Genomic DNA, 14,986 nt, shown 5'->3' on the forward strand with positions numbered 1-14,986 from the left:
GGATCCGCACATGTCAGCAACGGCGCTGACACTACAGCGCGATCACCAGCTGATCGGCGTGTACGCGCTGGTCAGAGCCGAATGAGGCAGTCCTAACTGGGGCTTGCGGCACGTCGGTGCCGTAATCTCAGCCGCAGTGAGGCATGTTCGCGTCAGCGCGATGTAAGGGCGATGAAAATGAAGCAGGCTCCCCGCCCGATAGGGCAGCGTTACCCGAGTCCACAGGGTCTCTACCACCCGGCCAACGAGCACGATTCGTGCGGCGTGGCCTTCGTGGTGGACATGCACGGACGGCGTAGTCGCGACATCGTCGACAAGGCCATCACCGCCCTGGTCAACCTCGAGCACCGTGGTGCCGCGGGCGCCGAGCCGAACACCGGTGACGGCGCCGGCATCATGATCCAGGTCCCGGACAGCTTCCTGCGTGCCGTCATCGACACCGAGCTGCCGCCCGAGGGGTCCTACGCCACCGGCATCGCCTTCCTGCCGCAGGGATCGACCGACGCCAAGACGGCGTGCGAGTCGGTCGAGAAGATCGTCGAGGCCGAGGGCCTGACGGTCATCGGCTGGCGCGACGTCCCGATCGACGACTCGTCGCTCGGTGCCCTCGCCCGCGACGCGATGCCCACCTTCCGCCAGTTGTTCATCACCGGCGCCTCCGGCGACGAACTCGAGCGTCGGTCGTTCGTCGTGCGCAAGCGCGTCGAGACCGAACTCGGCACCAAGGGTGCCGGGCAGGACGGCCCCGGTCGCGAGACCGTGTACTTCCCGAGCCTCTCGGGCCGCACGTTCGTCTACAAGGGCATGCTCACCACGCCGCAGCTGCGTGGGTTCTACCTCGACCTGCAGGACTCCCGGCTCGAGAGCGCGCTGGGTCTGGTCCACTCGCGCTTCTCCACCAACACCTTCCCGTCGTGGCCGCTGGCGCATCCGTTCCGTCGGATCGCGCACAACGGTGAGATCAACACCGTCACCGGCAACGAGAACTGGATGCGCGCCCGCGAGGCCCTCATCGACACCGCCGTCTTCGGCGCCGACACGTCCGAGAAGATCTTCCCCGTCTGTACCGAAGGCGCTTCGGACACAGCTCGTTTCGACGAGGTCCTCGAGCTGCTGCACCTGGGTGGACGGTCGTTGCCGCACGCCGTGCTGATGATGATCCCGGAGGCCTGGGAGCGTCACGAGAGCATGAAGCCCGAGCACCGGGCGTTCTACCAGTACCACTCCACGCTCATGGAGGCCTGGGACGGACCGGCGTCGGTGTGCTTCACCGACGGCACCGTCGTCGGTGCGGTCCTCGACCGTAACGGCTTGCGCCCCAGCCGGATCTGGGTCACCAAGGACGGACTGGTCGTCATGGCGTCGGAGGTCGGTGTCCTCGACATCGATCCCGCCGACGTCGTGCAGAAGCTGCGTCTGCAGCCGGGCCGCATGTTTTTGGTCGACACCGAGCAGGGTCGGATCGTCGATGACGCCGAGGTCAAGGACGAGCTCGCCTCGCTGCACCCGTACCAGCAGTGGCTCGACGAGGGTTTCCTCGCGCTCGACGACCTGCCGGATCGTCCGCACACCCACATGCCGCACGATCGGGTCCGCCTGCGCCAGCAGGTCTTCGGGTACACCACCGAGGAGCTGAACCTGCTCGTCACCCCGATGGCCAAGGCCGGCGCCGAGGCGATCGGGTCGATGGGCACCGACACCCCGATCGCGGTGCTCTCGCAGCGCTCGCGCACCCTGTTCGACTACTTCCAGCAGCGGTTCGCCCAGGTGACCAACCCTCCGCTGGACGCGATCCGCGAAGAGGTCGTCACCAGCATCGGCGTCACCATCGGCAAGGAGGGCGACCTCCTCAACCCGACCGCCGACTCCTGCCGTCAGATCGCGCTGGCCCAGCCGATCCTCGACAACGACGCGCTGGCGAAGCTCGTCCGCATCAACGACGACGGCAACTACCCCGACTTCCGCAGCGTGCAGATCCGTGGTCTGTACCCGGTCGCCGACGGCGGTGCCGGTCTGCGCGCGGCGCTCGACGACGTCCGCTCGCAGGTCTCCGCCGCGATCGCCGACGGGGTCCGCCTCATCGTGCTGTCCGACCGCGAGTCCGACGACACCCTCGCCCCGATCCCGTCGCTGCTGCTGACCTCGGCGGTGCACCACCACCTGGTGCGGGAGAAGACGCGCACCCAGGTCGGTCTGCTCGTCGAGGCGGGTGACGCCCGCGAGGTGCACCACATGGCGTGCCTGGTCGGCTTCGGTGCCGCCGCGATCAACCCGTACATGGCGCTCGAGTCGATCGAGGACATGGTCGAGCGCGGCGTGCTCGGCGACATCGACTTCGCCACCGCCCAGGCCAACTACGTCAAGGCCGCGGGCAAGGGCGTGCTCAAGGTGATGTCTAAGATGGGCATCTCGACCCTCGCGTCATACACCGGCGCACAGCTGTTCCAGGTCATCGGCATCTCGCAGGACACCGTCGACGAGTTCTTCACCGGACTGCAGAGCCACCTCGACGGCATCGGTCTCGACGAGATCGCCGCGGACGTCGCATCGCGGCACACCCTCGCCTTCCAGGCCCGCCCCGAGGAGCGCGCCCACCGCGAGCTCGAGGTCGGCGGCGAGTACCAGTGGCGCCGTGAGGGCGAGTACCACCTGTTCAACCCGGACACCGTGTTCAAGCTGCAGCACGCGACCCGCACCGGGCAGTACAAGGTGTTCAAGGAGTACACGAAGCTGATCGACGACCAGTCGACGCGGATGGCGTCGCTGCGTGGTCTGTTCGAGTTCAACTTCGGTGACCGCGACCCGATCCCGATCGACAAGGTCGAGCCGGCCACGGAGATCGTCAAGCGTTTCTCCACCGGCGCGATGAGCTTCGGCTCGATCTCCGCCGAGGCGCACGAGACCCTCGCGATCGCGATGAACCGTCTCGGTGGTCGTTCCAACTCCGGTGAGGGCGGCGAGAGCGTCGACCGTTTCGAGCCGGACGAGAACGGCGACTGGCGGCGCAGTGCGATCAAGCAGGTCGCGTCGGGACGTTTCGGCGTCACGTCGCACTACCTGACCAACTGCACCGACATCCAGATCAAGATGGCGCAGGGCGCGAAGCCCGGTGAGGGCGGCCAGCTCCCGCCGCACAAGGTCTACCCGTGGGTCGCCGAGGTCCGTGGCTCGACGCCCGGCGTCGGCCTGATCTCGCCGCCGCCGCACCACGACATCTACTCGATCGAGGATCTCGCGCAGCTGATCCACGACCTGAAGAACGCCAACCCGGCGGCCCGCATCCACGTGAAGCTGGTCTCCGAGGTCGGTGTCGGCACCGTCGCCGCGGGTGTGTCCAAGGCGCACGCCGACGTCGTGCTCATCTCCGGTCACGACGGCGGCACCGGTGCCACCCCGTTGACGTCGGAGAAGCACGCCGGCGCACCGTGGGAGCTCGGCCTCGCCGAGACCCAGCAGACGTTGCTGCTCAACGGACTCCGCGACCGCATCGTCGTGCAGGTCGACGGCCAGCTCAAGACCGGTCGCGATGTCGTCGTGGCCGCGCTGCTCGGCGGCGAGGAGTTCGGGTTCGCCACCGCGCCGCTGGTGGTGTCGGGCTGCATCATGATGCGCGTCTGCCACCTCGACACCTGCCCCGTCGGTGTCGCCACGCAGAACCCGCTGTTGCGTCAGCGGTTCACCGGCAAGCCGGAGTTCGTCGAGAACTTCTTCATGTTCATCGCCGAGGAGGTGCGGGAGTTGCTCGCGCGCCTGGGATTCCGCACCCTGCAGGAGGCGGTCGGCCAGGTCGCCGCCCTCGACACCGGCAAGGCGCTCGCGCACTGGAGCGGTGCGAAGGCGGGCAAGCTCGACCTCTCGCCGATCCTGGCCGAGGCGGACTCGCCGTTCATGAACCAGGACCTCTACTGCTCGGGCCGCCAGGATCACGCGCTGGACAAGGCGCTCGATCAGCAGCTCATCGCGCAGAGCCGGGCGGCCATCGACAAGGGCGAACGGGTGTCGTTCACGTCGGCGATCTCGAACGTCAACCGCACCGTCGGCACGATGCTCGGCCACGAGGTGACGAAGGTCTACGGGGCCACCGGCCTGCCCGAGGGCACGGTGATCATCGACTTCACCGGGTCGGCGGGCAACAGCTTCGGCGCGTTCCTGCCCAAGGGCATCACGCTGCGGCTCGAGGGCGACGCCAACGACTTCGTCGGCAAGGGCCTCTCCGGTGGCCGCATCGTGATCCGTCCGTCGCGCGTCGCACCCGAGGGGTTCGTCGCCGAGGAGAACATCATCGCGGGCAACGTGATCGGCTTCGGCGCCACCGGCGGGGAGATCCTGCTCCGCGGTGTGGTCGGCGAACGCTTCTGCGTCCGCAACTCCGGTGCGGTCGCGGTCGTCGAGGGCGTGGGCGACCACGGATGTGAGTACATGACCGGCGGTCGCGTCGTGGTGCTCGGTGACACCGGCCGCAACTTCGCGGCGGGCATGTCCGGCGGCATCGCGTTCGTCTACGACCCGTTCGGCAAGCTCCCCGACAACCTCAACACCGAGCTGGTCGATCCCGACGAGCTGGATTCCGACGATCTGGAATTCCTGCACGGGATCATCGACAAGCACGGCAACGAGACGGATTCACCTGTCGCCGCAGCCATCCTGGCCGACTGGGACAACACCAAGAACAAGTTCATCAAGGTCATGCCGCGCGACTTCAAGAAGGTGCTCGCGGCGATCGAGTCGGCAGAGCGCGACGGCCGGAACGTGGACGAGGCGATCATGGAGGCTGCACGTGGCTGATCAGCGAGGGTTTCTCAAGCACACCGAGCGGGAGCTGCCCAAGCGGCGACCGGTCGACCTGCGACTGCAGGACTGGCGTGAGGTCTACGAGGACTTCGACCGCACGGTCCTCCGTGAGCAGGCCAGCCGCTGCATGGACTGCGGGATCCCGTTCTGTCACATGGGGTGTCCGCTGGGCAACCTGATCCCGGAGTGGAACGACCTGGTCTACAAGGACCAGTGGGAGGACGGCATCGACCGTCTGCACGCGACGAACAACTTCCCGGAGTTCACCGGTCGGTTGTGCCCGGCCCCGTGTGAGGCGTCGTGTGTGCTGGGCATCAACCAGCCCGCCGTGACCATCAAGCAGGTCGAGGTCGAGCTCATCAACAACGCGTTCGACCAGGGCTGGGTCCGTCCCGTCCTGCCGACCGTGAAGACCGGCAAGTCCGTCGCCGTGGTCGGGTCCGGCCCGGCGGGTATGGCTGCGGCACAGCAGCTCACGCGGGCGGGCCATGACGTCACGGTGCTCGAGCGGGCCGACCGTATCGGTGGCCTGATGCGCTACGGCATCCCCGAGTTCAAGATGGAGAAGCGCCACATCGATCGGCGGATGGAGCAGATGGAGGCCGAGGGCACGGTGTTCACCACCGGCGTCAACGTCGGTGTCGACATCACCGTCGAGCAGCTGCGCGCCGACTACGACGCGGTGGTGTTGGCCAACGGCGCCACCAACTGGCGTGACCTGCCCATCCCGGGCCGTGAGTTCGAGGGCATCTACCAGGCCATGGAGTTCCTGCCGTGGGCCAACCGGGTGCAGCTCGGCGACGACGTCACCGACGCCGACGGTCAGCCGCCCATCACCGCCAAGGGCAAGAAGGTCGTCATCATCGGCGGCGGTGACACCGGTGCGGACTGCCTCGGTACGTCGCTGCGGCAGGGTGCCGAGATCGTGCACCAGTTCGAGATCATGCCCCGCCCGCCGGAGGAGCGTGCCGAGGCCACTCCGTGGCCGACGTACCCGCTGATGTTCCGTGTCTCCTCGGCCCACGAGGAGGGCGGTGAGCGCGTGTTCTCGGTCAACACCGAGAAGTTCGTCGGCGCCGACGGGAAGGTCACCGGACTCTCGGCCCACGAGGTCGTCATGAGCGGTGGCAAGTTCGAGAAGGTCGAGGACTCGGACTTCGAGCTCGAGTGCGATCTGGTGCTGCTGGCCATGGGCTTCGTGGGACCCGAGCGCGAGGACTTCCTCGACAAGCTGGGCGTGGACTACAACGAGCGCGGCAACGTGGTGCGCGACGACAACTTCGCGACCACCGTCCCCGGCGTGTTCGTCGCCGGTGACGCCGGCCGCGGACAGTCGCTCATCGTGTGGGCCATCGCCGAGGGCCGATCTGCGGCCGCCGGTGCGGACAAGTACCTCACCGAGCAGACGTTCCTCCCCGCGCCCATTCACCCGACCATGGCGCCGCAGCGTTGAGCTGACGCACAGGCACGAGCACAACAGAAAGCCACCGACAGCAACGCTGTCGGTGGCTTTCTCTATTGCAGCCGGCGCGTTCGACTATGGGACGGTCAAGTAGGAAACGGCGAGTGCGCCCTGCAGCACGCGCACGGGAGAGTTCGACGCGTACGAGGCAACCCCGACTTCGGCAAGGCCGGACCCTGTACGAAGGTCGCGGGTGATCTTCTGTCCGGGCTTCGAACCGAACGCCGCCGGAATGAAGGTCTCACGGTACAACGACGCGGGACTGATCTGCGTTGCGATGAACAACACTCGGCAGGTCGGATTCTTCTTCCATCCGCTGCCGTTACCGGTGAATCCGTTCGAGGTCAGGGTCAACCGAGCGATCCCTCGCTTGGGAGACGTGAAGCGGTAGTTGACCGTGCCGCGGCAGAAGTCGTGGTCGCCGAAGGTGCCGAAGTTGTTCCCGTAGAGCGCAATCCCAGGAATCGGCTTTTCCCGCGGTGCGGCCGCAGCTGGTGCAGCGGTGGCGATTCCGCCGGTGACGACGGCAGCGGTCACCGCTGCCGCCGCGACAAGTGAACGAAAGTACGTGCGCATGAACATCTCCCCGATTCGGTTGGCAAGTCGGGTAGACCGTACTGTACGGATGTTACGCCAGGCGAATGAGGGTGCCGTTCACGTCGTCGCGGGTAGCTGCACCGCCAGGAGCTTGCCGTCGCGGGCGACCTTCCGGGCGTGCTCGTCGAAGTCGGGTGCCGCACAGACGAAGAGGGTGCGCCCGTCCTCGCCGCCGAGGCCACAGGCGAAGACGCCGCTGTCGAAGTCGAGTTGGTCGACCACGCCCTGGCCGGCCACCACATGGGCGATGCGGCCACCGAGCGCGTCGGCGACCCACAGTGATCCGTCGGTGTCGATGGCGCAGCCGTCCGGTGCCAGGCTGAGTCCGCCGATGGCCGTCTCGATGCTGGACATGTCGGGGATGTCGCCGAACGTCGCCCAGTCGCGACGCTCACCGAGACCGCCGTCGGCGTCGATCGAGAACACGCTGATCCGGTTGGCGACCGTCTCGTCGACCAGCAGTTCGCCGTCCGGCGTCAGCGCCATGCCGTTCGGGAACCAGAGGTCGGTGGCGACGACCCGCGACGACCCGTCCGGGTCCACGAGGATCAGTGTCGCCGTGGCCGGGGTGCCCCCGTTCATCAGGTCGAAGCCGAAGTTGCCGACGTAGGCGCGTCCGTCGGCGTCGACGAGCATGTCGTTGAGGTGGGCCGACACGTGTTCGGAGAGATCGGCGTGGACCACCAGCGTCCCGTCGACCTCCCGACGCAGAATGGTGTGGTCGCGCATCGACACCACCAGCAGTCGACCGTCGGGCAGCCAGCCGAGCCCCGACGGCTGTTGCGGGACGGTGGCTTCCACGCGGACATCGGAGCCGTCGGGCAACGCCGAGAGCACCTCGAAGGTGTAGAAGTCCGACACCCACACCCGGCCGTCGTGCCACCGTGGGCATTCGAAGTAGGTGTAACCGTCGAGAACGACCGTGGCGTCAGGTTTCATCTCCCGATCGAAACACAGTGAGCCGCCCTCGCGAGGGGCTTCGGCCGCACGATCACGACCCTGTCCCGCGCGATCGGAACCGCCGAACGGGGTGTGTCGTACGGCGGTCCAGGCAAGTCACACCTGTAACGTGCGTCACACGGACCCCAACCGAACACAGGATGTGATCGCACCGTGAAGCTGACGAACGTGAGACCGAACAGCCATCGTCGAACACGGGTCTTCGGACCGATCGGTGGGGGAGTGATCGCCCGGCACCGGCTCGCGCGCCTGTGGCCGGAGGACGGCGAGCGCATGGCGACCGCCGCCGAGCTGCGTGCTCTGAACCTCTAGATCCCCTTCTCAGGCGCCGGGGTCGAGAAGCCCCGCGCGCCGGGCGAGTCGAGTGATCATCAGACCCATCGCGGCCGGGTGCTGCGTCACCACGAAGTGGTTCGCGGGACTGATCTCCTCGAACACGCCGCCGAGCATCTCGGCGAATTTCTCCTGACGCCACCGCCAGAACCGCCGCCACCCGCCGGCCTCGGCGAGGGCCGCCACCACCGTGACCGCGGCGTCGACGGCCGGCCGCTCCCGGCGCAACACGACGAGGTCGGCATTGACCGACGGGAACGCGGCGTTCTCCACCAGCGTCGCCCGCAGCATCGTGGTCGTGGTGAACACCGCCCGCGTCCAGAACTGCTGCACCGCGGTGAAACCGCCCGGGGGAGTGGGCAGCACCGAGTCGTGTACCGCGGGTCCCATCAACTGTGGGAGCCGCAACGCGTCGACCACCCGGACCGCGCGGTGGCAGTTGCGGACCCGGAACGCCGTGGGCAGGATCCGCCACGGGAACATCACGAACGTCCCGTCGATCATCATCACTGCGGCGGTGCGCTCGGGCCGGTCACGCGCGAACGCCTCGGCGTAGAGCGACGACAACGAATGGGCGGCGATCAGTACGGGGTCGGCGATGCCGACCGAGTCGAGAACCCCGGCCATGCGGTCGATCTCGTCGCGCAGCGTCGGGAACCGGTCGCGGGGCAGCGACTCGCTGGCCCCGTATCCGGGACGGTCGTACCGGATGACGGTGAACCGACCGACCAGTTCGTCGGTGAGCTGGTCGAGGTCGAACCAGTTGCTGCCCAGGGCCGCGAGCAGCAGCACCGGCGGCCCCGAACCCTGGACCACGACATGGGTCGTCAACCCGTCGATCTCGACGAGTCGGCCGGGCAGCGTGGTGGGATCGGTGAGTGCCTCGCGACGACTCATCGGGGTTTGGCCAGCGGGAACGCGACGCTCTCGCGGATGGACTGACCGGTGATCAGCATGATGACGCGATCGACCCCGATACCGAGACCGCCGGTCGGCGGCATCGCGTACTCCAGTGCGGTGAGGAAGTCCTCGTCGAGTTCCATCGCCTCGGCGTCGCCACCGGCCGCCCGCTCGGATTGCGCGGTGAGCCGGGCTCGCTGCTCGACCGGATCGGTGAGTTCGCTGTAGGCGGTGCCCAATTCGACACCCCAGGCGACGAGATCCCAGCGCTGCGCGAGCCCGGGGGTGTCGGGGTCCGACCGCGTCAGCGGCGACACCGACGTCGGGAAGTCCTTGTAGAACGTCGGCATGGTGGTCCGATCCTCGACGAGGTGCTCATAGAGCTCGAGCACGATCTGGCCGGCATCCCATTCCGGTCGATGGACGATCGCCAGCCTGTCACAGATGGCGTGCAGCTGCTCGATCCCGGTGGAGGGGTCGATCGTCTCGCCCGCCGCCGCCGACACCGCGTCGTGGACGGTGGTGACGGGCCATTCGCCGGAGATGTCGACCGGCACCGGTCCGTCGGGGCCGGGACGCATGACGACCGGGCTGCCGTGCGCCGCGGTCGCGGCGTTCTGGATCAGCTCGCGGGTCAGGTGCAGCATCGTGTCGTAGTCGCCGTGCGCCTGGTAGGCCTCGAGGCTGGTGAACTCGGGGTTGTGGCTGAAGTCGACGCCCTCGTTGCGGAAGTTCCGCCCGATCTCGAACACCCGCTCGACCCCGCCCACGCACAACCGCTTGAGGTACAGCTCGGGCGCGATCCGCAGGTAGAGATCGAGGTCGTAGGCGTTGATGTGGGTGCGGAACGGCTCGGCGTTGGCGCCGCCGTGGATCCGCTGCAGGATCGGCGTCTCCACCTCGAGGAAGCCGCGCTCGGCGAGGAAGTCGCGCATGGACTTGACCGCCAGACTGCGGACACGCAGCCGGTCCCCGGCGCGCGGATCGATCGCGAGGTCGACGTAGCGCTGGCGGACCCGTGCCTCCGGGTCGGTGAGCCCACTCCACTTGTCGGGCAACGGGTGCAGGCACTTGCCGATCATCGTCCAGTCCGACGCCAGCACCGACCACTCGCCGCTACGACTGCGGCCCATCGTGCCGGTGATCTCGACCAGGTCGCCCAGGTCCACGGTGCGCGCGAAATCGGCTGTTCCAGAGGCGTTCTGGTCGGCGACGAGCGCGGCATCGAGCACCACCTGGGCCGAGCCGGTCCAGTCGCGCACGTCGGCGAACACGACCTTGCCGAAGTCGCGCAGTCGCAGCACCCGCCCAGCGATCCGGACGTCGGCGCCCTGCGTCTCGGTCAACGCGTCGGCGACCGCATGCGACGGTGCCCGCGCGGGCGGATAGGCCTCGATCCCCGCCGCCGACATCGCCGCCAACTTGTCGAGTCGGACCCGGACCTGCTCGGGCCGACGCAGGCCCTCGGACCGCGTCAGGGCGTCCTCGGCGATCTCGGCGACGACGGTGTCGGCGTCGAGTCCGCCCGGGATGGCGCACTGCGTACCGACGTGCGCGCGGGTGTCGCGGCGGAACTGCGGGAGAGTGACGAACCCCTCGGTCACGATCGCGGCGATCCCCGCGCGCAGGATCAGTCGCGCGTCCTCACAGCACAGGAACCGTGGGGTCCACGTCGGCAGGTACTTGTCGTTGGATCGGTACAGCGACTCCATCTGCACGAACCGCGACGCGAAGGTGAGGACGCCGTGGGCGCCCTTCATCACCGGTCCGGCGCCGATCTTCTCCCCGTAGGCGAACACCTCCCGGAAGGCGGCGAAGTTCAACGAGATCCGGGTGATGTTGAAGTTCGTCGCGTTGCCTGCCAGTTCGGTGACCATGGTCTCGACGATCCCGTTGATCGAATCGCGGTCGCGGCGCATCAGATCCAGGGACACCCCGGTGCGGCCCCACGGCACGAACGACAGCATCCCCACGATCTTCTCGCCGTCGGTGCCCGCGTCCGCGATCGCCTCCACGAGCAGGCAGTCGTCGTCGAGGCGATCACCGAGACGGCTCAACGCCATCGCGAACCCGCGTTCCTCGTCGGTGTCGCGCCAGGCGTCGGCACGCGCGATCACCCCGGTCATCTCGGCGTCGGAGAGATCGCCGTGGCGACGTATCCGCACGGTGATGCCGGCGCGCAGGCATCGGGTGACGGCCTGGCGGACGCCGCGCATGTTCGGCCCGGCGAGGCTGTAGGAACGGGTGTCGACGATGGCCTCGTCGCCGATGTTGAGCGCGGTCATCCCGGCCGCGGCGAACGCGGTGGCGCCGCGCTCACTCGCCCCCATCGCCGCGGGATGCCAGCCGTACCGCTCGCACAGCGTGAGGAACTCGGCGATCGCGTCCGGCCAGTGTCGGGGGTCGCCGATGGGGTCGCCGCTGGCCAGGCAGACGCCCACCTCGACGCGATAGGTGATGGCGGCGTGCGCATTCGGGGCGAAGACGACCGCCTTGTCGCGCCGGGTGGAGAAGTACGCCAACGAGTCGTCGTCGTTGTAGGCCTCGATGAGGGCACGGATGAGTCGTTCGTCCGCGGGGGTGAGCAGGCCCGCGAGGCGCTGTGAACGGAACAGCACGATCGCGGCGAGGATCAACGCGAGCGCGCCCAGCAGACCGAGCAGCGAGTTGATGACGGTGTACGTGTGGTTGCCGTCGAACGTCCCCTTGTCCACCGAGGAGAACGTCACCACCCGGTTGAACGAGTAGGCGAGTCGCTGATCGGAGGTGAGACTGCGGGGGAACGCCTCGACGAGACCCCAACCGACCGCGGTGGCGGCCAGCAGTCCGCCCGCGAGCACCGCCAGCGCCTTGAGCAGCGCACCCCGGCGCACGCGTGTGTAGAACTGCCGGTAGGTGATCGCCAGGAACACCAACACGGCTGCGTCGAGACACAATCCGATGACCAGGCTGACGCGTCCGGCCATGGTGACGTCGTACTCGCGACCGATCTCCGGGACCAGCAACAACGCGTTGGTGCCCGCGAAGAGCAGCAGGTACAGCGCCGTCAGCCACCACGCGACGCGTTTGCGCGCCGAGAGTGCCACGGCCAGCAGTGCCAACACGAACGCCCAGGCGAAGCTGGTGTCCGGCGCGGAGATGACATAGCGGTCCACCCAGTCGCGCGGGACGGCGATCACGTGGCGGAAGGTCACCGAGACGCTGCTGACGAGCGAGATGGCCGCCAGCGTCCCCACCACGAGGCCGGCGTGATGAGGTGCCCGGCCGCCGATCCCGCGCGGCGTGCGGATGCGGTCGAGCAGCCGCACCGACCGTTCCACCGAGTCACGGCGGGTGCCGGGCGAGTCGTCGGCGGACGTGGTCGACCTGGTCGGGATGAGCGAGGTGAGTCCGGCCATGGTAGTAGACAGTAGTGACCACCTGCGGCCGTCACGACCACAACGCCGACGCGGGGGTCCCCACACGGAGGAAGAAGGTCGGACGATGAGTGCGGTACCCGGGGTCCCGATCCGAGACGACACGATCCGGCTCGGCCAGTTCCTGAAGTTGGCCAACCTCATCGAGAGCGGGGCCGAGGCGAAGCTCGTCATCGCCGACGGCGAGGTGAGTGTCAACGGCGAGACCGAGATCCGGCGCGGTCGCCAGCTCGTGGTCGGCGACGTCGTCGAGATCGGTGGGATGGTCGCGCGGGTCGGAGACGACCGACCCTAAGCTGGCGCACATGAGTGATCTCACCTTCACGGCAACCGCAGACCTGGTCGACGAGATCGGCGAGGACGTTCGCAGCTGTGACACCCAGTTCCGACAGTTCGGCGGCCGACGAGAGTTCGTCGGGCCCGTCCGCACGGTCCGCTGCCATCAGGACAATGCCCTGCTCAAGAAGGTGCTGGGCACCCCGGGTGACGGCGCGGTCCTGGTGATCGACGGCGGGGGTTCCCTGCACACCGCCCTGGTGGGCGACCTGATCGCCGAACTCGGCCGTAGCAACGGCTGGGCCGGGATCATCGCGCACGGGGCGATCCGCGACTCGGCGGTGATCGGCACGATGGACATCGGCGTCAAGGCGCTGGGCACCAACCCGCGCAAGTCCACCAAGACCGGGGCGGGCGAGGCGGACGTCGACATCGCATTCGGTGGCGTGACGTTCCGGGTGGGCGACATCGTCCACAGCGACGACGACGGCATCGTGGTGACGACCGCGTCCTGACCGACCACGGGCCGGTGGGGACCGTGGATGCCCCCGCTTATACTTCTTGAAACAACCGCGTGTCAGATCGGCACGCCTGCCCGAGGAGGGTTCTCCATGGCGAAGCCGACCACAGCAACGTTCGAACGACTCGCGCGTCTGGTCGCGATCGACGATGCCGACGCACGACCCACCCGCCCGGTCCTCGAGGCCTTCTCGGGCACCGAGATGACGACCATCCCGATCGGTACCGCCGACGACCTGCACGTCGCCGTGCAGCGTGCCCGGGCGGCGCAGACCCGCTGGGCCGCGCTGGCGCCGAAGGAGCGGGCGAACGTCCTCGTGCGCTTCGCCGCGCTCGTCTTCTCCCACCGTGACGAGCTCATGGACATGGCGCAGGCGGAGACCGGCAAGGCCCGCGCGTACGCGCAGGAAGAGGTCCTCGACGTCGCGCTGACCGCCCGCCACTACGCCAAGGTCGGACCGAAGGTGTTGTCGGCCAAGCGAGTCAAGGGCATGATCCCCGGCGCGACCGACGTTCGGGTGCGCTATCAGCCCAAGGGTGTCGTCGGCATCATCTCGCCGTGGAACTACCCGGTGACCCTGGCGGCGTCGGACGCCGTCGCCGCGCTGATGGCAGGCAACGCCGTCGTCATCAAGCCGGACAGCCAGACCCCGTACTGCGCGCTCGCGGTCGCCGAGCTGCTGTACGCCGCCGGTCTCGAGCCGGAGCTGTTCGCCGTCGTCCCCGGGCCGGGCTCGGTTGTGGGACAGGCGATCGCCGAGACCGCCGACTACCTGATGTTCACCGGGTCCTCGCAGACCGGTGCGACGCTGGCCGAGCAGGCCGGACGCCGACTGATCGGCTTCTCCGCCGAGCTCGGTGGCAAGAACCCGATGATCGTCACCGAGGGCGCCGACATCGATCGTGCCGTGGAGGGCGCCGCGCGTGCCTGCTACTCGAACTCGGGTCAGCTGTGCATCGCGATCGAGCGTCTCTACGTCGAGAAGCCGGTCGCCGACGAGTTCTCCCGCAAGTTCGCCGCCAAGGTCTCGGCCATGAAGGTGGCCCCCGCCTACGACTTCGGTTCCGACATGGGCTCGCTCGCCTCGGCCGCACAGGTCGACGTCATCGACGAGCACGTCACCGACGCCACCTCGAAGGGCGCCACCGTCCTCGCGGGCGGCACGAAGCTCGCCGAGCTCGGACCGTTCTTCTATGCCCCGACCGTGCTGTCCGGCGTCAACGAGCACATGACCTGCTTCGCCACCGAGACCTTCGGTCCGTTGGTGTCGATCTACGAGGTGGACTCGGTCGACGAGGCCATCAAGCTCGCCAACGACACCGACTACGGCCTCAACGCCAGCGTGTTCGCCGGTGACAGCGCGCAGGCCCGCGAGATCGGTGCGCAGCTGCGTGTCGGCACGGTCAACATCAACGAGGGCTACGCGGCCGCATGGGGATCGACCGCGGCGCCGATGGGCGGCATGGGCATCTCCGGTGTCGGCCGTCGCCACGGCAACGAGGGCATCCTCAAGTACACCGAGCCGCAGACCATCGCGACCCAGCGGGTCATCGGCATCGACGGGATCCGCGGTGTGCCGCGCAAGGTGTTCCTCAAGCTCGTCCCGACGTCGATGAAGGCGCTGCGCTTCCTGCCCGGACGCTAGGCGCCGCCGGGTCGGTTCCCGGCGTCCCCCGATCGACCGAATTCGTGCCTCGAAGGGCCGAATAGTACGAATGAACGATGGTTGAC

General features: G+C 68.1%; 10 protein-coding genes. 6 read left to right on the forward strand and 4 right to left on the reverse strand.

Annotated features, from left to right (window positions below):
• The first annotated feature begins 177 nt into the window (after positions 1-177).
• On the forward strand, positions 178-4,785 hold the full coding sequence (gene gltB, locus LX13_RS10130; RefSeq protein WP_253661803.1) for a glutamate synthase large subunit: 4,608 nt from the start codon (positions 178-180) through the stop codon (positions 4,783-4,785).
• Positions 4,778-6,244 (forward strand): glutamate synthase subunit beta, encoded by a 1,467-nt coding sequence (locus LX13_RS10135; protein ID WP_253661204.1) that lies wholly within the window; start codon positions 4,778-4,780, stop codon positions 6,242-6,244. The genes gltB and LX13_RS10135 overlap by 8 nt, the downstream gene beginning before the upstream one ends.
• Before the next feature lie 84 nt (positions 6,245-6,328).
• On the opposite strand, the gene LX13_RS10140 is transcribed toward LX13_RS10135, so the two are convergent.
• Entirely contained in the window at positions 6,329-6,829 is a 501-nt protein-coding gene (locus LX13_RS10140; protein WP_253661205.1) for an enoyl-CoA hydratase, read from the reverse strand.
• A gap of 78 nt (positions 6,830-6,907) precedes the next feature.
• Positions 6,908-7,789, reverse strand: coding sequence for an SMP-30/gluconolactonase/LRE family protein (locus LX13_RS10145; RefSeq protein ID WP_253661206.1), 882 nt, complete (start codon positions 7,787-7,789; stop codon positions 6,908-6,910).
• 189 nt (positions 7,790-7,978) lie between these two features.
• Between LX13_RS10145 and LX13_RS10150 the strand changes: the two genes are divergently transcribed.
• The gene (locus LX13_RS10150; RefSeq protein ID WP_253661207.1) at positions 7,979-8,122 is read left to right on the forward strand and encodes a hypothetical protein; all 144 of its coding nucleotides are present in this window, start codon (positions 7,979-7,981) and stop codon (positions 8,120-8,122) included.
• A 9-nt stretch (positions 8,123-8,131) separates the two neighbouring features.
• On the opposite strand, the gene LX13_RS10155 is transcribed toward LX13_RS10150, so the two are convergent.
• Both LX13_RS10155 and lysX read right to left on the reverse strand, forming a co-directional pair.
• On the reverse strand, positions 8,132-9,040 hold the full coding sequence (locus LX13_RS10155) for an alpha/beta fold hydrolase (RefSeq protein WP_253661208.1): 909 nt from the start codon (positions 9,038-9,040) through the stop codon (positions 8,132-8,134).
• Positions 9,037-12,441: a bifunctional lysylphosphatidylglycerol synthetase/lysine--tRNA ligase LysX gene (gene lysX, locus LX13_RS10160; RefSeq protein WP_253661209.1), complete on the reverse strand. Its 3,405-nt coding sequence runs from the start codon at positions 12,439-12,441 to the stop codon at positions 9,037-9,039. Before lysX ends, LX13_RS10155 begins: the two co-directional genes overlap by 4 nt.
• Before the next feature lie 85 nt (positions 12,442-12,526).
• Between lysX and LX13_RS10165 the strand changes: the two genes are divergently transcribed.
• From LX13_RS10165 to LX13_RS10175, 3 genes are all read left to right on the forward strand, one after another.
• The gene (locus LX13_RS10165; RefSeq protein WP_253661210.1) at positions 12,527-12,754 is read left to right on the forward strand and encodes an RNA-binding S4 domain-containing protein; all 228 of its coding nucleotides are present in this window, start codon (positions 12,527-12,529) and stop codon (positions 12,752-12,754) included.
• A gap of 10 nt (positions 12,755-12,764) precedes the next feature.
• On the forward strand, positions 12,765-13,250 hold the full coding sequence (gene rraA / locus LX13_RS10170; RefSeq protein WP_253661211.1) for a ribonuclease E activity regulator RraA: 486 nt from the start codon (positions 12,765-12,767) through the stop codon (positions 13,248-13,250).
• Positions 13,251-13,346: 96 nt separating this feature from the next.
• Complete coding sequence (locus LX13_RS10175; RefSeq protein ID WP_253661212.1) at positions 13,347-14,900, forward strand: succinic semialdehyde dehydrogenase; 1,554 nt, start codon at positions 13,347-13,349, stop codon at positions 14,898-14,900.
• The last annotated feature ends 86 nt before the right edge of the window (positions 14,901-14,986 follow it).

Source organism: Williamsia maris (assembly GCF_024171815.1).
Taxonomy (GTDB): Bacteria; Actinomycetota; Actinomycetes; order Mycobacteriales; family Mycobacteriaceae; genus Williamsia_A; species Williamsia_A maris.